This is a genomic window from Comamonadaceae bacterium OTU4NAUVB1 (genome assembly GCA_024372625.1).
In the GTDB taxonomy this organism is placed as follows: domain Bacteria; phylum Pseudomonadota; class Gammaproteobacteria; order Burkholderiales; family Burkholderiaceae_C; genus Variovorax.
Genome location: CP099605.1, coordinates 2,851,089 through 2,874,930 on the forward strand (window position 1 = coordinate 2,851,089; position 23,842 = coordinate 2,874,930).

Below are 23,842 nucleotides of genomic sequence, written 5' to 3' on the forward strand. Positions count from 1 at the left end.
GGGCACATGGATTCCGCCATTAGAGACTTCCCTGAGACCCGGGCCCATCGGGTTTCACCCGCGGGACGGGTCGCCTGGGCGACTTTCTTCACGTTGAAGGGCATCGCAAGCGGGCGCTTCATGCCGCCCGCGCTCCGCGCGCCAGCACCGGCGCGAGCGCCACCCCGGTGTGCGTGCCCAGGCGCACCACCTCCTCCGGCGGCGCCGCGGCCACGATGCGGCCGCCGGCGTTGCCGCCCTCCGGCCCCAGGTCGATGAGCCAGTCGGCCTCGGCGATGACGTCGAGGTCGTGCTCGATCACCACCACGCTGTGGCCCCCGCCGACCAGCCGGTGCAGCACGTGGATGAGTTTCTCGACGTCGGCCATGTGCAGGCCGACGGTCGGCTCGTCGAGCACGTAGAGCGTGTGCGGCGGTTTCTGGCCGCGCCGCGTCACGTCGTCGCGCACCTTGCTGAGTTCGGTCACCAGCTTGATGCGCTGCGCCTCGCCGCCCGACAGCGTGGGCGACGGCTGGCCGAGCGTCAGGTAGCCCAGCCCCACGTCCACCAGCAGCTGCAGCGGGTGGCTGATGTTGGGCATGCTGGCGAAGAAGCCCATCGCCTCGTCGACCTCCATCTGCAGCACGTCGCCGATGCTCTTGCCGCGCCACGTGACGGCCAGCGTCTCGGGGTTGAAGCGCGCGCCGTGGCAGACCTCGCAGGGCACCTTCACGTCCGGCAGGAAGCTCATCTCGATGGTGCGCACGCCCGCGCCGTCGCAGCCCGGGCAGCGGCCCTCGCCGGTGTTGAAGCTGAAGCGCGCCGGCGCGTAGCCCCGCGCCCTGGCCTCCAGCGTGTCGGCGAAGAGCTTGCGGATGGTGTCCCAGAAGCCGATGTAGGTCGCCGGGCAGCTGCGCGGCGTCTTGCCGATCGGCGTCTGGTCGACCTCCAGCACACGGTCCACGACCTCGTAGCCCTCCACGCTGGCGCAGCCCGTCCAGGCCGGGCGCCTGCCGGCGGCATCGGCGTCGCGGCCGGCCTTGGTCATGCGCTGGACGACGATCGCCTGCACGTTGGCCAGCAGCACGTCGCGCGCCAGGGTCGACTTGCCCGAGCCGCTCACGCCGGTGATGGCGACCAGGCGGTGCAGGGGCAGCGTCGTGGTGACGTCCTGCAGGTTGTGCAGGTCGGCACCGCGCACGGTCAGCCAGGCGTCGGCGTCGGCCGCCGGTCCCGCGGCGGCGGCGGCCGGAACGACCGTCCGGCGCGCCTGCAGGGGATGGCGGATCGCGTCGCGCAGGTAGCGCCCGGTCTGCGAATCGGCGGCCGCCTCGATGTCGGCGACGCTGCCCTGGGCGACCAGCCGGCCGCCGCGCTTGCCCGCGCTCGGGCCGATGTCGATGATGTGGTCGGCGCGGCGGATGGTGTCCTCGTCGTGCTCCACCACCACCAGCGTGTTGCCCTTCTCGCCGAGCTTGTGCAGCGCGTCGAGCAGGATGCGGTTGTCGCGCGCGTGCAGGCCGATGGTCGGCTCGTCGAGCACGTAGCACACGCCCTGCAGGTTGCTGCCGAGCTGGGCCGCCAGCCGGATGCGCTGGGCCTCGCCGCCCGAGAGCGTGGGCGCCCCCCGGTCGAGCGTCAGGTAGCCCAGGCCGACCTCCTCCAGGAATTCGAGCCGGCTGCGGATTTCCGGCACCAGGTCGCGCGCGATCTCGGCGGCGCGGCCGGCGAGCGCCAGGCGTTCGAACCACTTGCGGATGTCGGTCACGCTCAGGCGCGCGATGTCGGTGATGGCGATGCCGATGCCCTCGCCCTCGACCGTTGCCGGGGCGGTGGCCGCTGGCGCCGGCTCGAGCGGGATCGCGCCGCCCTCGAACAGCACGGCGCGCGCCACGGCGTTGAGCCGCGTGCCCGCGCAGGTCGGGCAGACGACGTCGCCGACGTCCTCCGCCTCGGGTTCGGCGAAGGTCTGCTCGCGGCCCTTCTGGTCGTCGGCCAGCACGGAGTCGTCGAACACCTGGCGCTGGTCGCGGGTCAGCTTGACGCCGGTGCCCACGCAGTCGGGGCACCAGCCGTGCTTGCTGTTGTAGCTGAACAGGCGCGGGTCGAGCTCGGCGTAGCTGGTGCTGCACACCGGGCAGGCGCGCAGCGTGGAGAACACCTGCGTGCGGCCGATGCCGGCGGTCGGCGCGCCGCTGCCCATGGCCTCGCGCAGTCCGTCGAGCCCGCTCATGACGTGCACCACGCCCTTGCCGTGTTCCAGCGCCCGGGTCAGGGCCTCGCGCAGCGCCGCCTCGCTGCCGGCGGAGACGTCCAGGCTGGCCACCGGCAGCTCGATGCTGTGCTCCTTGAAGCGGTCCAGCCGCGGGAACGGCGTGACCGGCAGGAAGCCGCCGTCCACCCGCAGGTGCGTGTAGCCGCGCGGGCGCGCCCAGTCGGCCAGTTCGGTGTAGACGCCCTTGCGATTGCTCACCAGCGGCGCCAGCAGCCCGATGTGCTGGCCATGGAAGCGCCGCATGAGCTGCGCGACGATGCTGTCGGGCGTCTGCGGCTGCACGGCCGCGCCGTCGTGGATGCAGTGCTGCGTGCCCAGCTTGACGTAGAGCAGGCGCAGGAAGTGCCAGACCTCGGTGGTGGTGCCGACCGTGCTCTTGCGCCCGCCGCGCGACAGGCGCTGCTCGATCGCCACCGTCGGCGGGATGCCGTAGACGGCGTCGACCTCGGGCCGACCGGCTGGCTGCACGATGCTGCGCGCGTAGGCGTTGAGCGATTCGAGGTAGCGCCGCTGGCCCTCGTTGAACAGGATGTCGAAGGCCAGCGTCGACTTGCCCGAGCCGCTCACGCCGGTGACGACGCTGAACCGGCCGCGCGGGATGTCGACCGAGAGGTTCTTCAGGTTGTGCTCGCGGGCGTTGACGATCTGGATGCTGTTCGACGGCGATGCCGGGCGCCCCGCCGCCCCGTCGCCGGCCGGACGCGGCTCGGCCGCGACGAAGCGCGACGGCCCGATCGCCAGCTCGTAGTCCCGCAGCGCCTGGCCGGTCAGCGAATCGGCGCGCTCGCGCACCTGCTCGGGCGTGCCCACCGCCACGACCTGGCCGCCCGCGTCGCCGCCCTCGGGGCCGAGGTCGATCAGCCAGTCGCTGGCGCGGATCACGTCGAGGTTGTGCTCGATCACCACCAGCGAATGGCCGGCGTCGAGCAGCTTGCGCAGCGCGCGCATGAGGCGCGCGATGTCGTCGAAGTGCAGACCGGTGGTCGGCTCGTCGAACAGGAACAAGGTGCCCTTGCGCGCCAGCGCCTGCCGGCTGGCCGAACGGTTCTTGACCGATTCGGCCAGGAAGCCCGCCAGCTTCAGGCGCTGCGCCTCGCCGCCCGAGAGCGTGGGCACCGGCTGGCCGAGCTTCACGTAGTCCAGGCCGACGTCGACGATGGGCTGCAGCACGCGCAGCACCTCGCGGTCGCCGCCGAAGGCGAAGGCGGCCTCGGCCACGGTGAGGTCGAGCACGTCGGCGACGTTCATCGCCACCGCGCGGACGGTGCCGGCGGCGAGCGGCGCGCCGTCCGCGCCGGTGGCACCGGCGCGCGCGGGCAGCGAGCGCTCGATCGTCACCTCCAGGATCTCCGGGCGGTAGCGCTTGCCGTCGCAGTCGGGGCAGCGCAGGTAGACGTCCGAGAGGAACTGCATCTCCACGTGCTCGAAGCCCGAGCCGCCACAGGTCGGGCAGCGCCCGTCGCCGCTGTTGAAGCTGAACTTGCTGGCGGTGTAGCCGCGCTGGCGCGACAGGGGCGCGGTCGCGAAGATCTCGCGCACGGCGTCCCAGGCGCCGACGTAGCTCGCGGGGTTGGAGCGCGCGGTCTTGCCGATGGGCGACTGGTCGACGAAGACCACGTCGCCGAGCTGCTCGGCGCCCAGCAGGCGGTCGTGCGCGCCGGGGGTCTCGGTGGCCTTGCCGAAGTGGCGCATCAGCGCCGGCGCGAGCACGTCCTGCACCAGCGTGGACTTGCCCGAGCCGCTCACCCCGGTGACCACCACCAGGCGCTGCAGCGGGAATTCCACCGACACGTCGCGCAGGTTGTGCTCGCGCGCGCCTTCGAGGATCAGGCGCGCGGTGTGGTCGGTCACCGCGCGCTTGAAGCCCATGCCGATCTGGCGGCGCCCGCCGAGGTAGTCGCCGGTGAGCGTGGCGGCGTCGCGCAGCGCGTCGGTGGTGCCGTCGAACACGATCTGCCCGCCGCGGATGCCGGGGCCGGGGCCCATGTCGATCACGCGGTCGGCCGCCAGCATGACGGCCGGGTCGTGCTCGACCACCACCAGCGTGTTGCCGGCGTCGCGCAGGCGCAGCATAGCCTCGGTGATGCGGTTCATGTCGCGCGGGTGCAGGCCGATGCTGGGCTCGTCGAGCACGAACAGCGTGTTGACCAGCGAGGTGCCCAGCGCGGTCGTCAGGTTGATGCGCTGCACCTCGCCGCCCGACAGCGTGCGGCTCTGGCGGTCCAGCGTGAGGTAGCCGATGCCGACGTCGTGCAGGTAGCGCAGGCGGGTGGTGATCTCCTCGAACAGGAGCTTGAGGGCCTGGGCGTCGCCGTGGCCGGCCTGGGCCGCCGCGCCCGCCTCGGCGAGGGCGGGCGCCTGCAGGTCGAAGAACTTCCGCAGCCGCTCGATCGGCAGCAGCATCAGGTCGTGCAGGCACAGGCCCGGCAACGCTTCCAGCTGCTCGCGCGACCACGTCACGCCGGCGGGCATGAAGCGCTTGTGCGGCGCCAGCACGGCATCGGCGTCGGCCTTGCCGCCGATGCGCCAGAGCAGGCTCTCCAGCTTCAGCCGCGCGCCCGCGCAGACCGGGCACGGCGTGTAGCTGCGGTACTTCGACAGCAGCACGCGGATGTGCATCTTGTAGGCCTTGCTCTCCAGGTAGGCGAAGAAGCGCCTGACGCCGAACCACTGCTGGTTCCACTTGCCGTTCCAGTTCGGCGAGCCGTCGATGACCCAGTCCTTGTGCGCCTGCGAAAGCTTGTTCCAGGGCGTGTCGCGCGGGATGCCGGCGGCCTCGGCGTGGCGCATAAGGTCGTCCTGGGCCTCCTTCCAGGCCGGCGTCTGCATCGTCTTGATGGCGCCCGCGCGCAGCGTCAGCCGCTCGTCCGGGATCACCAGCCCGAAGTCCACGCCGATCACACGCCCGAAGCCGCGGCAGGTCTCGCACGCGCCCACGGCCGAATTGAACGAGAACATCGAGGGGATCGGGTCGGTGTAGCGGATGTCGCTCTCCGGGCAGTGCAGGCCGGTGGAGAAGCGCCAGACCTCGGGTTCGGCCGCCGTGGTGGCGCCCTCGCCCGCCGCTTCCGGCGCCGTGGCGGGCAGCACGTACACCATCAGCCGCCCGGCGCCGCGCTTGAGGCCCGTCTCGATGGCTTCCAGCACGCGCACGCGCTCGGCGCCGCCCAGGCGGAAGCGGTCGGCCACCACGTCCAGCACCTTGCGCGCGCCGGTCGGCGTGGCGACCTCGCGCTCGGCCTGCACGCGCGTGAAACCGCTGGCCGACAGCCACTGCGCGACCTCGTCGGGCGTGGTGGAGGCCGGCAGCTCGACCGGGAAGGTCACCACCAGGCGCGGATCGCCCGCCGCGGCGGCGCGCGCGGCCAGGGTGGCGTAGATGCTGTCGGGCGAGTCGTGGCGCACCGGCAGCGCGGTCTCGCGGTCGAACAGGTCGGCGGCCCGGGCGAACAGCAGCTTCAGGTGGTCGTTGAGCTCGGTCATCGTGCCGACCGTGGAGCGCGAGGAACGCACCGGGTTGGTCTGGTCGATGGCGATGGCTGGGGGCACGCCCTCGACGCGGTCGACCGCCGGCTTGTCCATGCGGTCGAGGAACTGCCGCGCGTAGGCCGAGAAGGTCTCGACGTAGCGGCGCTGGCCTTCGGCGTAGAGGGTGTCGAAGACGAGGCTCGACTTGCCCGAACCGCTCGGGCCGGTGACCACCGTCATCTCGCCGGTGCGGATGTCGAGATCGAGGTTCTGGAGGTTGTGCTGGCGGGCGCCGCGGATGCGGATGGAGCCTTGAGTCATGCGTGCCTTGGGGGGTGGGGCAAGCATTCTAGGAAGGGGGTCGCGGGCCCGTGGCGCAGGGCGACATGCCGCACGCGGGAGAGGGTTTTCCTCCGACGGCAAGGACGAAAAGCGCTTCCGGCGCCCTTCCGTGAAAAGGAAAGGCCCCGCGCGGCCGATGCCGTCGCGGGGCCGGAAGCGGCGCGCGGGCCGGCTCAGAAGTTGTGCCGCACCCCCACCGCCAGCGAGCGGAAGTCGGCGCCCGCCACGCCGCTCTGGTAGGACGCGGCCGCGCCGTTGTTCACGCGCGTGTAGTAGCCATACACCTTGGTGCGCTTGCTCAGGTTGTGGTTGTAGCCGAGCGTGTATTGCGTGGCGGCGCTGCCGGGCACGTTGTCGTAGGCACCGGCGCGCCCGACGTTGACGTGGAATTCGGAGGCGCCTAGCAGATAGGCACCCGACAGCCGGACCGAGTCGCGCTTGCCGCCGTCGGCGAAATAGGCGTTCTCGTCGCGCTGGACGTAGCCGCCCAGGAGGAACGGGCCCACCGCGTAGAAGGCCCGCAGCGCGAACTGGTTGACCTGGTCGAGCTTGGTGTAGCCCGCGCCCAGCGCCAGGGCGCCGAGCTTGTAGTTGGCCGCCATGTCGTAGGAGTTCCTGCCGTCCGCGCCGGCGGCCGCGGGCGTGCCCGAGACCTGCTCGTGCAGGCCCACCGAGCCTTCGAGCGTGAAGTCGTTCCACACCGGCGTGCGGTAGGCCACCTTGTTGGCGTCGCGGCTGACGTAGGCGTAGAGCGCGTCGGCCGAGGAGCCGGTGTCGTGGTTGTGCAGGCTCACGTAGTCGGCCGTCGCGAAATACGACTCGGCGATCCAGCGGCCCAGGCGCACGCGCCCGAAGTCACCGGACAGGTCGACCTCGCTGCGGCGGGCGAAGAAGGGGCTGGCGGCGACGCCGGTGTCGGAGGCGAAACCGCTCTCCAGGCCGAAGCCGATCTTCAGGCCGCCGCCCAGATCCTCCACGCCCCGGAAACCGAAGCGCGACGAGTTGTTGAACAGCCCGGTGGTGCTCGCCTCCCCCACCTTCTGGTGCTCCACCGTGGTGTTGACGCGGCCGTAGAGCGTGACGTCGCTCTGCGCGGACGCGGCCGTGGCGGCGAGCAGCGCGGTGGCGGTGGCGGTGGCCAGGGCGCGGGGGGATTTCCTGATGGATCTCATGCGGATTGCTTTCGAGGGACCCTGCGACCGCCCGGGATGGACGGTCCTCTCCTCCGGTCGGTGGCCGACCGGCGCAGGGGTGGCCGGTGATCGCGGGGACGTCGCCGGACGTGCCGATCGAATCGCCCACCGGGGTCGGTCACCGCCACGACCGGGTCTCCGCAAGAATCGAACCCGCGGGCCCGACCGGCGCCGCGCGGGCGATCAGCGTCCGGGTACGTCCGGCGAGCGGGACCGCCGGCCGGCCTCCTCCCATTGCGGTCCGTCGAACCAGGCATCGCCCCCCAGGGCCGCGCGCAGCATCGCCAGCCCGTCGAAGCCCCAGAACAGGCGACCGTCGGCCACGCAGGCCGGCACGCCGAAGACACCCTGCGCGATGGCCTCGGCCGTGTTGGCGCGCAGTTGCGCCTTGACGGCCTCGTCCCCGGCGTCGCGCACCGGCGGCGGCAGGCGCCGCGCCAGCGCCGCGCGCCGTGCGGGGTCGGCCGCATCGGCGCCGCCCGAGCGCCAGATGTCGCGGAAGACGGTCTCCGCCACGTAGCGGCTGATCGTGCCGTCCCCGCTCGTCGCCAGCGCGAGCCGCAGGTGCGGCAGCGGGTCGTACGGATGCACGGCCGGCATCTCGATCGGAATGCCGTGCGCATGGCCGAGCCACGACGCCTGGCGATAGACCCAGGCGCGCTTGGCCGGCAGCGCCACCGGCGGCGTGTGGCCGTGGTGCCTGAACAAGGCGCCCAGCAGGACCGGCCGGTAGCTCACCTCGCAACCGATGCCCTCGAGCACCGTGGGCAGGTGCTCGAAGGCGAGGTAGGCGTAGGGCGAGATGAAGTCGAGATGGAAATCGATGTGGGTCATCGCGCGGACTCCGGGGGCGGGTTCAGGATGGCGACGGGGCCAGCCGCGTGCGCAGTTCGATGGCGCGCCAGACGCGGCGCTTGCACGCGTCCTCCAGCCGGCTCCAGCCGGCGATCTCGTCGAGCGTGCGCAGGCAGCCGGTGCACAGTCCGCTCGCCGCGTCCATGCGGCAGACCGACACGCAGGGCGAGGGCACGTCCCGCGCCGCGCGCTGCGCCACGGCGGCCCGGGCCGCGAGCGCGCGGCGTTCGTCGCCCGCGTCGGGCGTCGTCGTCGTGCGGTTCATCCCAGCCGCTTGTTGCGGATCGCCTTGGAGGCGCGCGAATTCGGCTCGCGGCCCAGCGCGTCGCTGATGTAGACCCCGGCGTCGATCAGGCGGTCGAGGTCGATGCCGGTCTCGATGCCCATGCCGTGCAGCATGTAGACCACGTCCTCGGTCGCGACGTTGCCCGTCGCGCCCTTGGCGTAGGGGCAGCCGCCCAGGCCGGCCGAAGAGGACTGGAAATTCCACACGCCGAGTTCCAGAGCAGCCAGCGTGTTGGCCAACGCCTGTCCATAGGTGTCATGAAAGTGACCAGAGATGGCATCGACGTCGAAGTGCCAAAGCGTCGCCTCCAAGGCAGCCTGTACTTGACGTGGAGTGCCGACGCCAATGGTGTCGGCGACATCTACACGCTGGACGCCGATCCCTTTCATAAGACCTGCGAGCCGCTTGACCGCTTCCGGTGAAACGTCGCCCTCGTACGGACAGCCCACCGTGCACGACATCGCGCCGCGCACGTGGATGCCCCGGTCCCGCGCGGCGGCGACCACCGGGCGGAAGCGCTCGATGCTCTCGGCGATCGAGCAGTTGATGTTCTTCTGGCTGAAGGCCTCGCTGGCCGCGCCGAAGACCACGATCTCGTCGGGCCACTCCGCGCTCGGCGCGGCGACGGCGGCCTCGAAGCCCTTCATGTTGGGCGTCAGCACCGAGTAGCGCACGCCCGGCTTGCGCGCGATGCCGTGCATGACCTCGGCGTTGTCGGCCATCTGCGGCACCCATTTCGGGCTGACGAAGCTGGTCACCTCGATCTCGCACAGCCCCGCCTCCTGCAGGCGGTGGACCAGGCCGATCTTGACGTCGGCCGCGACGGGCTGCTTCTCGTTCTGCAGCCCGTCGCGCGGGCCGACGTCGACGAGCTTGACGCGGGTGGGGAGGGTGCTGGAGGTCATCGGATTGCCTTTCATCGGGGCGTGCCCCTCAATAGCCGCGCGTGCCGTCCACCACGCCCGGCAGGTCGTCGAAGCCCGCGCCGCCCTCGACCGCGCGGATCTTCGCCGCGATCTGCACGATCGACTCGTCGCGCAGCGTGCGCGCCGAGGCGTGCGGCGTCACGGTCACCTTCGGGTGCCGCCAGAACGGGTGGTCGGGCGGCAGCGGCTCGGTCTGGAACACGTCGAGGGTGGCGCCGGCGAGCCGGCCGCCGTCCAGCAGCGGGATCAGGTCGTCCTCGACCAGGTGCGCGCCGCGCGCCACGTTGATGACGTAGCCGCCGGGGGCCCCGCCGTGGAGCTTCTCCAGGGTCTCGCGCCGCAGGATGCCGCGCGTGTCGTCGGTCAGCGGCAGCAGGCAGACGACCACGCGGCTGGCGGCCAGGAAATCCTCGAAGCCCGCCGCGCCGGAGAACGTGCGCACGCCCTCGACCTCGCGCGGCGTGCGGCTCCAGCCGTTGACCGGGAACTCGAACTGCGCGACGGCCTTCGCGACGCGCCGGCCCAGCACGCCCAGGCCCATCACGCCGACCGGGAAGTCCCGCCGCGAACGCGGCCGGCGGAAGCCCCAGCGGCCTTCCCCGGCGTCGGCCTCGTAGCCGTCGAACTCGCGGAAATGCCGGATCAGCGCGTGGCAGACGTACTCGGCCATCTGCACCGACATGCCCGCGTCGTCGAGCCGCACGATGCGCATCGAGTCCGGGATGCGCAATGCCAGCAGCGCGTCGACGCCGGCGCCGATGTTGAAGAGGCCGCGCAGGCCCGGCGACTGCTCGTCGATGAACTGCTGCGACGGCGCCCAGACCACCGCGTGGTCGGCCGGCGGCGCGCCGGGCCGCCAGGCCTCGACGACCGCCCCGGGCAGTTCGCGTTGCAGGCCGGCGATCCAGGCGTCGGGGCGTTCGGGGAGGGAAACGGTGATGCGCATGGGCGAAGGAGCTTATCGAATCAGGCGGCGACGGGTGCGGCGGTGGCGCCGGCGACCACGCCCACCGAGATGCGCAGGAGCTCCGCGCCTTCGGTCACCTGGTCGCCCGGCGCGTAGAGCAGCTCCTCGACCGTGCCGTCGGCCGGCGCGGCGATGGTGTGCTCCATCTTCATGGCCTCCATCACCGCCAGCGGCTGGCCGCGCACGACGGCGTCGCCGGCCTTCACGGCGAAGGACACCACCTTGCCCGGCATCGGCGCGCTCAGGCGGCCGCCCTCGGCCTGCGCCTCGCCGGCGTGGGCCAGCCGGTCGACCCGCGTGATGCGCGTGGCGCCGGCCGCCGTGAAGACGTGGCCGACGCGCAGGCCGTGGCCGCCCTCGACCCAGGCGACCTGCACGACATGGCGCGTGCCGTCGTCCAGGCGCAGCTCGAAGTCGCCGCCGCCCTCGCCCTCGCCCTCGCCCTCGCCCGCCCCGCCTGGGGACGCCAGCGCGTCGATCGCCAGCCCCCGCGCCACGCCGCCCACCGCCAGCCCCAGGCCGCCGTCGCGGTGGTAGGTGAGCGTGGCCGCCTCGGTCGCGCCGTGGAACTCGAACTCGAAGCGGCGCGCGAAGCCGCCGTGCGAGCGCCAGCCGTCGCGCCGCGCGAACGGGCCGCCCCCGGCGGACGCGGCACGGCGCTCGTCGAGCAGCGTGCGCCCCACCACCGCCGCCGCCGCCAGCGGCAGGCCCAGCGGCTCGCGCTCGAACAGCACCGCGCGCTCGCGCTCGATCAGCGCCGTGTCGAGGTCGGGCGTCGCGAACGACGCGGTCGCCAGCACGCCGCGCAGGAACTGCACGTTGGTCGCCAGGCCGACGATGCGCACCTGCGCGAGCGCTTGGTCGAGCCGCGACAGCGCCTCCTCGCGCGTGGCGCCGTGGACGATCAGCTTGGCGATCATCGAGTCGTAGAAGGGCGAGATCGCGTCGCCCTGGCGCACGCCGTCGTCGATGCGCACCGGCGCGCGGCCGCCGCCCGGCGCCAGGCGCTCGAACGCCGTGGCCGGCGGCTTGCGGTAGACCTGCAGGGTGCCGGTGGCGGGCAGGAAGTCGTTGTCGGGGTTCTCGGCGCAGATGCGCGCCTCGATGGCGTGGCCGGTGATGGCGAGCTGGTCCTGGCGCAGCGGCAGCGGCTCGCCCGAGGCGATGCGCAGCTGCCACTCGACCAGGTCGAGCCCGGTGATCGCCTCGGTCACCGGATGCTCGACCTGCAGGCGGGTGTTCATCTCCATGAAGAAGAATTCCATGGCGCCGCCCGCGCGCTGCTCGACGATGAACTCCACCGTGCCGGCGCCGACGTAGTCCACCGCCCGGGCCGCCGCCACGGCCGCCGCGCCCATGCGCTGGCGCATCGACTCGGTCATGCCGGGCGCGGGCGCCTCCTCCAGCACCTTCTGGTGGCGCCGTTGCACCGAGCAGTCGCGCTCGAACAGGTGGACGCAGCCGCCGTGGGCGTCGCCGAAGACCTGGATCTCGATGTGGCGCGGGCGCTGGACGTACTTCTCGACGAGCACCGCGTCGTCGCCGAAGCTGTTGATCGCCTCGCGCCGGCACGAGGCCAGCGCGGCGGCGAAGTCCCCCGACCGTTCGACCACCCGCATGCCCTTGCCGCCGCCGCCCGCGCTGGCCTTGATGAGCACCGGGTAGCCGATGCGGTCGGCCTCGCACTGGAGCAGCGCGCCGTCCTGGTCGGCGCCGTGGTAGCCCGGCACCAGCGGCACGCCGGCGGCTTCCATCAGCCGCTTGGACTCGGCCTTCAGGCCCATCGCCTGGATGGCCGAGGGCGGCGGGCCGATGAAGGCGATGCCGGCGTCGGCGCAGGCCTGGGCGAAGGCCTCGTTCTCGCTCAGGAAGCCGTAGCCCGGGTGGACCGCCTCGGCGCCGGTCGCGCGGGCCGCCGCCAGGATCTTCTCCCAGCGCAGGTAGCTGTCCTTGGGCGCGCTGCCGCCCAGGTGCACCGACTCGTCGCAGGCGTGCACGTGGCGCGCGTCCGCGTCGGCGTCCGAGTACACCGCGACAGTGCGCACGCCCAGGCGGCGCGCGGTCGCGGCGACGCGGCAGGCGATCTCGCCACGGTTGGCGATCAGGATCTTCTTGAACATGTCAGAGGTCTCCGGGAGGACTTTTCTTTGGGAAGCGGAAGGCGGGCGCCACGCCGGGGTCGGGCCGGCCGCTGAAGATGCGCGCGACGCGGGTGACGAGCCCGCGCAGGAAGCGCCAGCTGCGCGCGACGAGCCACACGCTCAGCGCCAGCACGGCCACGAACGCCACGCCGAAGACCAGCGGATGCGCCAGCGCCAGCCACAGCCCGGCGGGCACCGCGGTGTCCTCGATCAGCGAGGCGCCGACGTTGGTGAACGGCTCGGGCGAGGTGTTGAGGGCCGCGCGCGTGGTGGCCTTGGCCGCGTGCGCGGTGGCCGCGAAGCCGCCGCCGAGCAGGGCCGCGACGATCGCCATCGCGCCATGGTCGGCGCCGAAGACGCCCGCGGCCAGCGCCGCGCCGGCGGGAATCCGGATGGCGGTGTGGACCAGGTCCCAGAGCGAATCCAGCCCCGGGATCTTGTCGGCGAAGAACTCGACGAAGACCATGAAGCCGCTCACCGCCAGCACCGCCGGATGCCCCAGCAGCTGCAGCCCGCCGGGCAGCGGCACCCAGCCAAAATGCCCCGCCATGCCGGTCAGCAGCACCACCAGGTAGAGCCGCACGCCGCTGGCCCAGCCCAGCGCGGCGGCCAGCGCCAGCAGTTGGGGCAGGTCGAGTTCAGGCACGGCGCGTCACTCGCGCGCGGCCAGCCACGCCGGCCGGCGCTTCTGCAGGAACGCCTGCACGCCCTCGCGGCCCTCGTCGCTGGCGCGGATGTCGGCGATGCCCTGGACGGTGCGCGCGATCAGGGCGTCGTCGATCTCGCGGCCGGCGACGTCGGCGACCAGCCGCTTGCACGCGCCCACGGCGTCGGGGCCGGCGCCGCGCAGCGCCTTCAGGAGCTGGTCGACCTGCGCGTCGATCGCCTCCGCCGCGTCGACCACCTCGTGCACCAGGCCCAGCCGGTGCGCCTCGGCGGCCGTGAAGCGCTCGGCCGTGAGGAAATAGCGCTGCGCGGCGCGCGCGCCCATGGCGCGGATCACGTAGGGGCTGATGGTGGCCGGCACCAGGCCGATCCTCACCTCGCTCAGGCAGAACCAGGCGGTGTCGACGGCGACGGCCATGTCGCAGGCCGCGACCAGTCCCATGCCGCCGGCGTAGACGTCGCCCTGCACGCGCGCGATGGTCGGCTTGGGGCACTCGGCGATGGTGCGCAGCATGGCGGCGAGCTTGCCGGCGTCGGCCAGGTTCTCCTCGCGCGTGTAGCCGGCCATGCGGCGCATCCAGTTCAGGTCGGCACCGGCGCAGAAGGCGGTGCCCCGGGCGCCGAGCACGATGGCGCGCACGGCCGGCATGGCGCCGGCCTCGGCGAAGGCGCGCGTCAGCTCGTCGATGGCGACATCGTCGAAGGCGTTGCGCGCGTCGGGGCGATCCAGCCAGATGCGGGCCACGGCGCCATCGGCGTCGAGGGCGAGTTCGAGGGTGGTGAAGTTCATGTCGATGTCCTTGGGGTCGTCCGGCCCGGTCACATGCGGAAGACGCCGAACTTCGGCTCCGGCACCGGCGCGTGGCGCGCGGCGGCCAGGCCCAGGGCCAGCACGCGGCGGGTGTCGGCCGGGTCGATGACCCCGTCGTCCCACAGCCGCGCGGTGGCGTAGTAGGGATGGCCCTGCGCCTCGTACTGGCGGCGCAGGGGCGCCTTGAAGGCTTCTTCTTCCTCGGCGCTCCAGGTGCCGCCCTTGCCCTCGATGCCGTCGCGCTTGACGGTCGCCAGCACGCTGGCGGCCTGCTCGCCACCCATCACGCTGATGCGCGCGTTGGGCCACATCCACAGGAAGCGCGGCGAGAACGCCCGGCCGCACATGCCGTAGTTGCCCGCGCCGAAGCTGCCGCCGATGATCACCGTGAACTTCGGCACGTTGGCCGTGGCCACGGCCGTCACCATCTTGGCGCCGTGGCGCGCGATGCCTTCGTTCTCGTACTTGCGCCCCACCATGAAGCCGGTGATGTTCTGCAGGAACACCAGCGGGATCTTCCGCTGGCAGCACAGCTCGATGAAGTGCGCGCCCTTCTGCGCCGACTCGGAGAACAGGATGCCGTTGTTCGCGACGATGCCCACGGGCATGCCCTCGATCTCGGCGAAGCCGCACACCAGCGTGGCGCCAAAGCGCGCCTTGAACTCGTGGAACTCGCTGGCGTCGACGATGCGCGCGACGATCTCGCGCACGTCGAAGGGCTTGCGCGTGTCGGTGGGGATGACGCCGTAGAGCTCCTCGGCCGGCAGGGCTGGCGGCGTGCCGGGCGGCGCGGGCGCGACCGGCCGGTTCAGGTTGGCCACGGCCGAGCGCGCCAGCGACAGCGCGTGCAGGTCGTTCCTCGCCAGGTGGTCGACCACGCCGGACAGCCGCGTGTGCACGTCGCCCCCGCCCAGGTCCTCAGCCGTCACCACCTCGCCGGTGGCCGCCTTCACCAGCGGCGGGCCGCCCAGGAAGATGGTGCCCTGGTCCTTCACGATGATCGACTCGTCGCTCATGGCCGGCACGTAGGCGCCGCCGGCCGTGCACGAGCCCATCACCACGGCGATCTGCGCGATGCCCCGGGCGCTCATCTGCGCCTGGTTGTAGAAGATGCGCCCGAAGTGGTCGCGGTCGGGAAAGACCTCGTCCTGGTTGGGCAGGTTGGCCCCCCCGGAGTCGACCAGGTAGATGCACGGCAGGTGGTTCTGCTCGGCGATCTCCTGGGCGCGCAGGTGCTTCTTGACGGTCAGCGGGAAGTAGGTGCCGCCCTTCACGGTGGCGTCGTTGCACACGATCATGCAGTCGACCCCGCTGACGCGGCCGATGCCGGCGATGAGGCCGGCGCCGGGCGCGGACTCGGCGCCCGCCTGGTCGAGGTACATGCCGCCCGCCGCCAACGGCGCGATCTCCAGGAACGGCGTGCCGGGGTCGAGCAGCTCGGCCACGCGCTCGCGCGGCAGCAGCTTGCCGCGCGCGACGTGCTTGGCGCGCGCGGCCTCGCCGCCGCCGGCCTCCACCCGGGCGAAGCGCTGGTGGAGGTCGTCCACCAATGCGCGCATCGCCGCCGCGTTGGCCTGGAAATCCGCGGAGCGGGCGTTGAGTCGGGTCTCGATTCTGCTCATGGCTGGCTGGTCCTCGGTGCGGTCGTCATGCGGTCTTGACCTCGTCGAGCCCCAGGCGCTCGCGCATGGTCTCGCGGATCCTGAACTTCTGGATCTTGCCGGTCACGGTCATCGGGAAGGCGTCGACGAACTGGATGTAGCGCGGCACCTTGTAGTGCGCGATGCGCCCGGCGCAGAAGGCGCGGACGTCGTCCTCGGTCGGGTGCTGGCCGGGGCGCGGAATGATCCAGGCGCACAGCTCCTCGCCGTACTTCGCATCGGGCAGCCCCACCACCTGCACGTCCTGCACCTGCGGATGGCCGTAGAGGAACTCCTCGATCTCGCGCGGGTAGATGTTCTCGCCGCCGCGGATCACCATGTCCTTGCTGCGCCCGACGATGTTGACGTAGCCCTCGGCGTCCATGGTGGCGAGGTCGCCGGTGTGCATCCAGCCGTCCGCGTCGATCGCCTCGCGCGTGCGCGCCGGATCGTCCCAGTAGCCGTGCATCACCAGGTAGCCGCGCGTGCACAGCTCGCCCGAGACGCCGCGCGGCACGGTCTGGCCGGTCTGCGCGTCGATGATCTTCACCTCGACGTGCGGCTGCACCGTGCCGACGGTGGCCACGCGCTGTTCCAGCGGCGTGTCGGTGGAACTCTGGCAGCTCACCGGGCTGGTCTCGGTCATGCCGTAGGCGATGGTGATCTCGCGCAGGTTCATGCGCTCGACCACGCGCTTCATCACCTCGATGGGGCAGGCGGTGCCGGCCATGATCCCGGTGCGCAGCGTGGACAGGTCGAACTCGGCGAAGCGCGGGTGATCGAGCTCGGCGATGAACATCGTCGGCACGCCGTGCAGGGCGGTGCAGCGCTCGGCCTGCACCGTCTCCAGCACCGACAGCGCGTCGAAGCCGTCGTTCGGGAACACGATCGTGCTGCCGTGCGTGAGGCACGCCAGGCTGCCCAGCACCATGCCGAAGCAGTGGTACATCGGCACCGGGATGCACAGGCGGTCGGCCGGCGTCAGCTTCATGCACTCGCCGATGAAGAAGCCGTTGTTCAGGATGTTGCGGTGCGTGAGCGAGGCCCCCTTAGGAAAACCGGTGGTGCCGCTGGTGAACTGGATGTTGACGGGCTCGTCGGCGCGCAGGGTGCGCTGCACCTCGGCCACGCGCGGGTCGTGCGCGTCGCCGCCGGCGAGCAGGCGCGAGAAGCGGCGCATGCCGGGGACGTCGTCGTCACGGGGACCGGCCGGCGCTGTCGCATCAGGCACGGCGCCGTCGATCCACACCACGTGGCGCAGCGTGGGCAGGCGCGCGGCCCGCAGGCGCGCCGCCCCGGTCGTGTCGTCGGCATCGGTGCCGGCCAACTCCGGCACCAGCTCGCGCAGCATGCCCAGGTAGTCGCTGGTCTTGAAGCGCGCCATCGTCACCAGCGCCGCGCAGCCGACCTTGTTCAAGGCGTATTCGACCTCGGAGGTGCGGTAGGCCGGGTTGATGTTCACCAGCACCAGGCCGACCTTGGCCGTGGCGATCTGCAGCATCAACCAGGCCGCGTTGTTGTGCGACCAGATGCCCACGCGCTCGCCCGGCGCCAGGCCCAGGCGCAGCAGCGCGCTGGCGAGGCGGTTCGCGTCGTCGTGCAGCGCGCGGTAGGTGAAGCGCAGGCCCTCGTGGCGGCTGACCAGCGCCTCGTGGTCGGGCCGCGCGGCGACCATGGCGTCGAAGAAGTCGCCCAGCGTCGCCTCGATCAGCGCAACGTCGGTGGCGCCTTTCGCATGGCTCGGATTCATGTCGGTGTCTCCTGTCTTGCTTCCCCGCCCCTGGCGGGAAGAGAACCGTTCAGGCCGTCTCGGCGAACAGTTCGCGGCCGATCAGCATGCGGCGGATCTCGCTGGTGCCGGCGCCGATCTCGTAGAGCTTGGCGTCGCGCCACAGGCGCTCCACCGGAAAGTCCTTGGTGTAGCCCACGCCGCCCAGCGCCTGGATCGCCTCGCCGGCCATCCAGGTCGCCTTCTCGGCCGAATACAGGATGGCGCCGGCGGCGTCCTTGCGGAAGGCGCGCGCGTGGTCGTTGCGGTCGCAGGCCTTGCCCACCGCGTAGACGTAGGCGCGCGTGGCCTGCCAGGTCGAGTACATGTCGGCGAGCTTGCCCTGCATGAGCTGGAACTCGCCGATGCTCTGGCCGAACTGCTTGCGCTCGTGGACGAACGGGATCACCGCGTCCATGCAGGCGGCCATGATGCCCAGCGGGCCGCCCGAGAGCACGGCGCGCTCGTAGTCGAGCCCGCTCATCAGCACCCGGGCGCCCTGTCCCTCGCCGCCCAGCACGTTCTCCTCGGGCACCTCGCAGTCGTCGAAGAACAGCGGGTAGGTGTTGGAGCCGCGCATGCCCAGCTTGTCGAGCTTGGTGCCGGCGGAGAAGCCCTTGAAGCCCTTCTCCACGATGAAGGCCGTCATGCCGCGCGCGCCCATCTCGGGCTCGGTCTTCGCGTAGATGACCAGGGTGTCGGCGTCGCCGCCGTTGGTGATCCACATCTTGCCGCCGTTGAGCACGTAGCGGTCGCCGCGCTTCTCGGCGCGCAGCTTCATGCTGACGACGTCGGAGCCGGCGCCGGGCTCGCTCATGGCCAGCGCGCCGACGTGCTCGCCGCTCACCAGGCCCGGCAGGTACCTCGCCTTCTGCGCGGCGCTGCCGTTGCGGTGGATCTGGTTGACGCACAGGTTGGAGTGCGCGCCGTAGGACAGGCCCACGGAGGCCGACGCGCGCGAGACCTCCTCCATGGCCACGATGTGGGCCAGGTAGCCCAACTCCGTGCCGCCGTACTCCTCCTTCACGGTCATGCCGTGCAGGCCGAGGTCGCCCAGCTTCTTCCACAGGTCGTGCGGGAACAGGTTGTCGGCGTCCACCGCGGCCGCGCGCGGCGCGATCTCCCGGGCGGCGAAGTCGGCGATGGCCTCGCGCAGGGCGTCGACGGTCTCGCCGAGGTCGAAATCCAGTCCGGGCAGTTCGGATGCGGGCATGGGGCGTGTCTCCTCTGGGTGGGATGGTCGTGCGAGGCCCCAGCTTACGCCGGACACGGGCACACAGGGCGCCACGGAGGTTGCAGATCGTGCCACGCGGCTTCGAGAATCCGGGGCCCGCCGATGGTCTTTGGCCGATCGGCCCGGGCTGCTGCATGATTTTGGCGTCGCAACCCTTCCGAGACCCCCATGGACAGCCTCCAAGCCCTGTTTTCCGACCCCACCGCGTGGGCCGCCCTGCTGGCGCTGGTGATCATGGAGGTCGTGCTGGGCATCGACAACCTGATCTTCATCTCCATCCTGTCGAACAAGCTGCCCGAGCACCAGCGCAAGAACGCGCGGCGCATCGGCATCGGCCTGGCGCTGGTGATGCGCCTGGCGCTGCTGTCGATGATCGCGTGGATCGTCGGGCTGACCGCGCCGGTGTTCGACCTCGGCTGGAGCGGCCCGCCCGACGCCGCCGGCCGGCCGGGCTTCGAGACGCAGTTCTCCTGGCGCGACCTGATCCTGATCACGGGCGGCCTGTTCCTGATCTGGAAGGCGACCAAGGAGATCCACCACGCCGTCGACCCCGCGCCCACGCCCGGCGTCTTCGACACCACCGCCCCCAAGGCCACCGTGGCGCTGTCCTCGGTGCTGGTGCAGATCGTGCTGCTGGACATGGTGTTCTCGGTCGACTCGATCCTCACCGCCGTGGGCATGACCGACAACCTCGCCGTGATGGTGATCGCCGTCATCACCGCCGTCACGGTGATGCTGCTGGCCGCCGAGCCGCTGGCCAACTTCATCAACCGCAATCCGACGGTGGTGATGCTGGCGCTGGGCTTCCTGCTGATGATCGGCGCGGTGCTGATCGCCGACGGCTTCGGCGTGCACGTGCCCAAGGGCTACATCTACGCGGCGATGGCGTTCTCCACGCTGGTCGAGGCGCTCAACATGTTCTCCCGCCGCGCGCAGCAGCGCAAGACGGCGTCGCAGTCCTCCGGACCGGCGTGACCGAGCGGGCGCGCGCCCCGCGCGCGGCGACGCCCATGGCGTTCGTGCGCGCCGTCGTCGCGGCCTACGCGCACCGGGGCCGCGACCCGGCCGGCGCCCTGCAGGCCGCGCGCATCGCGCCGGGCGAGGTCGACCTGCCGGACGGGCGCGTGACGGCGGCGCAGTTCGAGGCGCTCAACGCCCATGCGATGCAGGAACTCGACGACGAGGCGCTCGGCTGGTTCTCGCGCCGCCTGCCCTGGGGCACCTACGGCATGCTGTGCCGGGCCTCGCTGGGCGCCCCGGACCTGGGCGTCGCGCTCAAGCGGTGGTGCCGCCACCACCGGCTCCTGACCGAGGACATCGTGCTCGAGCTGCGGGTGGAGGACGGCATGGCCCGCGTGCGCATCGAGGAGCGCCGGGCGCTGGACGGCGCCTTGCGCGAGTTCTGCCTGGTGTCGAGCCTGCGCTTCCTGCTGGGCTACGCCTGCTGGGCGGTCGACTCGCAGATCGCCCTGCGCGAGGCGGACTTCCCGTTCGCGGCGCCGCCGCACCGCGACGCCTACGGATTGATGTTCGGCCCCGGCGCGCGCTTCGACTCGCCCCGGGGCACCGGCATCGGCTTCGACGAGCGCTACCTCGCGCTGCCCATGCGGCGCGACGAACGCGCCCTGCGGGCGATGCTGCGCCACGCCCTGCCGCTGACGGTGCTGCAGTACCGGCGCGACCGGCTGCTCGGGCGGCGCGTGCGCGAACTGCTTCAGGCCCACGGCACCGACGCCGTGACCGCGCAGACCGTCGCCGGCTGGCTCGCGATCTCGCCGCGCACCCTGCACCGCCAGTTGCGCGAGGAAGGCGCCTCGCTGCAGGCGCTCAAGGACGAGGTGCGCCGGACCCGGGCCTGCGACCTGCTGCGGCGCACCGCGCGGTCCGTGCGGCAGGTGGCGCAGGCGGTGGGCTTCCGGAGCGAGAAGAGCTTCGCCCGGGCCTTCCGCCAATGGACGGGTGAGACGCCGGGAGAGTTCAGGCGCGGCAAATCCTGACAGGGCGCGACTTTGCGACGATCGAGGATTGATTCGCCCGAAGTCGCTCAAGTCGGCCCGGGATGCGCCGACATGCAAGGTTCGGCACCCCCCAACGACACTTCCCCGGACGGCACGGAACCTCGAGCGATGAGCCCAGACGCACGCAACGACGACCCGACGGACGAACCCGCCCCCAGCGTGCTGCTCGGGCGACAGCCGATCGTGGACCGCTCGGGCGCCCTCGTCGCCTACGAGCTGCTGTTCCGGGCCGGTTTCGCCAACACCGCCACGATCTCGGACGACGGCAAGGCGACCGACCAGGTGATCCTCAACGCGCTCGCGCAGTTCGGCGTGGCCGCCAGCCTGGGCGCGCACCGGGGCTTCATCAACATCGGGCGCGCCTCGCTGCGCTCGGACACCCTCTACCTGCTCGAACCCGGCCGCTTCACGCTGGAGATCCTGGAGAACGTGGCCATCGACGCCGAAGTGGCGGCGGGCTGCTGCCGGCTGCGCCAGGCCGGCTTCCAGATCGCGCTGGACGACGTGGTCTCGATCGAGCGCATCCCGGCGTCGGTGCTGGCGCTGGTGGACGTGGTCAAGATCGACCTGCGCAGCGTCATCGCCGCCGAGCTGCCGCTGATCGTCCGCGCGGCCCACGCCGCCGGCTGCCGGGTGCTGGCCGAGAAGGTTGAGACGCGGGAGGAATTCCGCCGCATCCTGGACCAGGGCGCCGACCTGTTCCAGGGCTACTTCTTCGCCCGCCCGGAGGTCCTGCGCCAGAGCCAGGTCAGCGCCTCGCAGCTGGCCCTGCTCCAGCTGAGCAACGTGCTGGCCGGCGATCCGAGCCTGACGGAGCTGCAGCGGGAGGTCAAGCGCAACCCGGTGCTGCTGGCCCAGCTGATGAAGTTCGCGAACTCGGCCTTCGCCTCGGCACGGCCCGACCTCACGGTGGGCGAGGCGATCGCGCGCATCGGCACCCGGCAGCTGGCGCGGCTCGCGCAGCTGCTGCTGTTCGCCAGCGACGGCCGCGAGCGCCTGGAGGACGACCCGCTGCTGCAGCTGGTCAGCACGCGCGCGCGCTTCATGGAACTGATGGCCTGCGCGATCCGCCCGGGCGACGACGCCTTCGCCGACGCCGCCTTCCAGACCGGCGTCTTCTCGCTGATGCACGTGGTGGTGCAGCAGACCAGCGAGCAGCTGCTCGAGCAGGTCCGCCCGGGCGCGCGCATCCAGGCGGCCATCCTGCGGCTGGACGGCGAACTGGGCGACCTGCTGCGCGTCGCCCAGCTCATGGAGGATTTCGAGCCCGTGGAGACGGCCGTGCCGATGCGCCGCCACGGTCTCGACCCGGACCGCCTGAACGCGCTGTTCGCGCGCGCGGCGCTCGAGATCCTGGGCAGCGCCTGAGGCGGTGCGACAAAGGGGTCAAGTCGATGCGCCATCGGCCGATACACAGTCCAGAATGACCGTGAAACCCCAGGGTGCGCCGCATCGTGCGATCGTGCGCGGGACGCCGTCCGGCGCTCGGCGACCCGCCGCACCCTTCCGACAAAGGTACCTTCCATGACCGAGACCCCGGCACCGGCCTTCGACACGCCCCGCCTCGTCGAGCGGCTCGACGCCCTGCCCGAGACCGCGCTCGACGACCTCGACTTCGGCGTCATCGGCTTCGACGCCGCCAACGTCGTGCGCCGCTACAACGCCTACGAATCCAGGGCCGCCGGCCTGTCGTCCGCGCGCGTGCTCGGCCACGACCTGTTCACGGCCGTCGCGCCCTGCATGAACAACTACCTCGTGGCCCAGCGCTTCGAGGACGCGGCGGCCGAGGGCAGCGAACTCGACGCCACCATCGACTACGTGCTCACCCTGCGCATGCGCCCGGTGAAGGTGCGCCTGCGGCTGCTGGCCGCGCCGGCGGCCGACCACCGCTACGTGCTCGTCCAGCGCTCGCTGTGAGCGCCACCGTGATGACGCAGGCCGAGCTGGACGACTACGAGGCGCTGCTGCAGTTCCTCTACATCGCGCCCATCGGGCTGGCCCAGATCCGCGCCGACGGCGAGATCGTGATGGTCAATCCGCTGTGCGCCCAGTTGCTGATGCCGCTGTCGCGCGACGGCGACCTCTCCAACCTGTTCGTCGCGCTGGAATCGGTGGCGCCCGACCTGCACCACCGCACCGGCGGCTTCGGCGCGCCCAGCGGCATGGTGTGCGACGCCATGCACCTGCACGTGGACGCCGGGCGCGGCGGCCGCCCGGACACGCAGGTGCTGTCGCTGAGCCTGCTCAAGCTCGACGAGGAGCGCTTCATGGCCGTGCTCGGGGACGTGACCCGGACGGTGCGCCAGGAGCGCGAGCTGCGCCAGAGCCAGGCCTGGATCCACACCCTGGTCACGGGGCTGGTCGACTACGCCCTGGTGTCGCTCGACGAGCACGGCCGCTGCCAGGACTGGAACCCCGGCATCGAGCGCGTGACCGGCTTCGGGCAGGCCGACGTGCTGGGCGCCAACTACGCGATCTTCCACCCCGCCTCCGACATCCAGCCCGAGGCGCGCGCGGCCGACCGCCTGCGCGAGGCCGACCACGCCGGCTGGAGCCTGGACGAAGGCTGGCGCCAGCGCGCCGACGGGACGCGCTACTGGGGCAGCTGCCTGGTCGTGCCGGTGCACGAGCCCGGCCACCCGCCGGCCGGACCGCGCGGCTACAACCTGATCCTGCGCGACATCTCCGATCGCCGCGAGGCCACCGACGCGATGCGCCGCTCGCTCTGGTGCGACCACCTCACCGGGGTGTCGAACCGGCGCGTGCTGTTCGAGACCGCCGACGCCGAAATCCAGCGCTGGCACCGCGTGCCGCGCCCGCTGTCGGTGGTGATGATCGACGCCGACCACTTCAAGCGCATCAACGACCACCACGGCCACGCCGCCGGCGACGCCGTGCTGCGCCACCTGGCCACCGCCATGGTCGCCAGCTTCGGCCTGAACGACACCGTCGCCCGCCTGGGCGGCGAGGAATTCGTCGCCCTGCTGCCGGGCACCACCGGCGAGGCCGCCGTCGCCGCGGCCGAACGCCTGTGCCGGGCGATCGAGGCCCAGCCCGTGCGGGTGGGCGAGCACGTGATCCACTACACCGTCAGCGCCGGCGTCGCCATCATGGAAGCGGACCTGGCCAACGTCGACGGGCTGCTGCAGCGCGCCGACACGGCCATGTACGCCGCCAAGGCGCGCGGGCGCAACCGCGTCGCGCGGTGGGAACCCGGGCTGAGCGAGGCGAGGCGTCCCGGCGCGCGTCCCGGTGGCGCCTGATTCCCCGGCC

The 23,842-nt window shown here is 72.0% G+C and carries 17 protein-coding genes; 5 read left to right on the top strand and 12 right to left on the bottom strand.

Annotated features, from left to right (window positions below):
- Window positions 1-118: 118 nt before the first annotated feature.
- From NF681_16830 to NF681_16885, 12 genes are all read right to left on the bottom strand, one after another.
- Window positions 119-6,043, bottom strand: coding sequence for an excinuclease ABC subunit A (locus NF681_16830; protein UST53933.1), 5,925 nt, complete (start codon window positions 6,041-6,043; stop codon window positions 119-121).
- A gap of 194 nt (window positions 6,044-6,237) precedes the next feature.
- Entirely contained in the window at window positions 6,238-7,236 is a 999-nt protein-coding gene (locus NF681_16835; GenBank protein UST53934.1) for a porin, read from the bottom strand.
- Between the two features lie 204 nt (window positions 7,237-7,440).
- Window positions 7,441-8,091: a 2-hydroxychromene-2-carboxylate isomerase gene (locus NF681_16840; protein UST53935.1), complete on the bottom strand. Its 651-nt coding sequence runs from the start codon at window positions 8,089-8,091 to the stop codon at window positions 7,441-7,443.
- 22 nt (window positions 8,092-8,113) lie between these two features.
- Window positions 8,114-8,377 carry a DUF1289 domain-containing protein gene (locus tag NF681_16845; protein ID UST53936.1) on the bottom strand — a complete coding sequence of 88 codons (264 nt, stop codon included), beginning with the start codon at window positions 8,375-8,377 and terminating at the stop codon, window positions 8,114-8,116.
- On the bottom strand, window positions 8,374-9,303 hold the full coding sequence (locus NF681_16850) for a hydroxymethylglutaryl-CoA lyase (GenBank protein ID UST53937.1): 930 nt from the start codon (window positions 9,301-9,303) through the stop codon (window positions 8,374-8,376). The genes NF681_16845 and NF681_16850 overlap by 4 nt, the downstream gene beginning before the upstream one ends.
- 28 nt (window positions 9,304-9,331) lie before the next feature.
- The gene (locus tag NF681_16855; GenBank protein ID UST53938.1) at window positions 9,332-10,270 is read right to left on the bottom strand and encodes a glyoxylate/hydroxypyruvate reductase A; all 939 of its coding nucleotides are present in this window, start codon (window positions 10,268-10,270) and stop codon (window positions 9,332-9,334) included.
- A 20-nt stretch (window positions 10,271-10,290) separates the two neighbouring features.
- A complete protein-coding gene (locus NF681_16860; protein UST53939.1) occupies window positions 10,291-12,411 on the bottom strand; it encodes an acetyl/propionyl/methylcrotonyl-CoA carboxylase subunit alpha in 2,121 nt (706 codons plus the stop codon).
- Window position 12,412: 1 nt separating this feature from the next.
- Entirely contained in the window at window positions 12,413-13,078 is a 666-nt protein-coding gene (locus NF681_16865) for a DUF4126 domain-containing protein (GenBank protein UST53940.1), read from the bottom strand.
- Between the two features lie 6 nt (window positions 13,079-13,084).
- On the bottom strand, window positions 13,085-13,888 hold the full coding sequence (locus tag NF681_16870; protein ID UST53941.1) for an enoyl-CoA hydratase/isomerase family protein: 804 nt from the start codon (window positions 13,886-13,888) through the stop codon (window positions 13,085-13,087).
- Window positions 13,889-13,917: 29 nt separating this feature from the next.
- On the bottom strand, window positions 13,918-15,531 hold the full coding sequence (locus NF681_16875) for a methylcrotonoyl-CoA carboxylase (protein UST53942.1): 1,614 nt from the start codon (window positions 15,529-15,531) through the stop codon (window positions 13,918-13,920).
- A gap of 25 nt (window positions 15,532-15,556) precedes the next feature.
- Window positions 15,557-17,299 (bottom strand): AMP-binding protein, encoded by a 1,743-nt coding sequence (locus NF681_16880; protein ID UST53943.1) that lies wholly within the window; start codon window positions 17,297-17,299, stop codon window positions 15,557-15,559.
- 49 nt (window positions 17,300-17,348) lie between these two features.
- Window positions 17,349-18,530, bottom strand: a complete 1,182-nt coding sequence (locus NF681_16885; GenBank protein UST53944.1) for an isovaleryl-CoA dehydrogenase — start codon at window positions 18,528-18,530, stop codon at window positions 17,349-17,351.
- A gap of 189 nt (window positions 18,531-18,719) precedes the next feature.
- Between NF681_16885 and NF681_16890 the strand changes: the two genes are divergently transcribed.
- From NF681_16890 to NF681_16910, 5 genes are all read left to right on the top strand, one after another.
- Window positions 18,720-19,526, top strand: a complete 807-nt coding sequence (locus NF681_16890; protein ID UST53945.1) for a TerC family protein — start codon at window positions 18,720-18,722, stop codon at window positions 19,524-19,526.
- Window positions 19,527-19,561: 35 nt separating this feature from the next.
- Window positions 19,562-20,548: an AraC family transcriptional regulator gene (locus tag NF681_16895; GenBank protein ID UST55817.1), complete on the top strand. Its 987-nt coding sequence runs from the start codon at window positions 19,562-19,564 to the stop codon at window positions 20,546-20,548.
- A 129-nt stretch (window positions 20,549-20,677) separates the two neighbouring features.
- Window positions 20,678-21,937, top strand: a complete 1,260-nt coding sequence (locus tag NF681_16900; protein UST53946.1) for an EAL domain-containing protein — start codon at window positions 20,678-20,680, stop codon at window positions 21,935-21,937.
- A 156-nt stretch (window positions 21,938-22,093) separates the two neighbouring features.
- Window positions 22,094-22,486, top strand: coding sequence for a phosphonate transporter (locus NF681_16905; protein ID UST53947.1), 393 nt, complete (start codon window positions 22,094-22,096; stop codon window positions 22,484-22,486).
- The gene (locus NF681_16910; GenBank protein UST53948.1) at window positions 22,483-23,832 is read left to right on the top strand and encodes a sensor domain-containing diguanylate cyclase; all 1,350 of its coding nucleotides are present in this window, start codon (window positions 22,483-22,485) and stop codon (window positions 23,830-23,832) included. The genes NF681_16905 and NF681_16910 overlap by 4 nt, the downstream gene beginning before the upstream one ends.
- The last annotated feature ends 10 nt before the right edge of the window (window positions 23,833-23,842 follow it).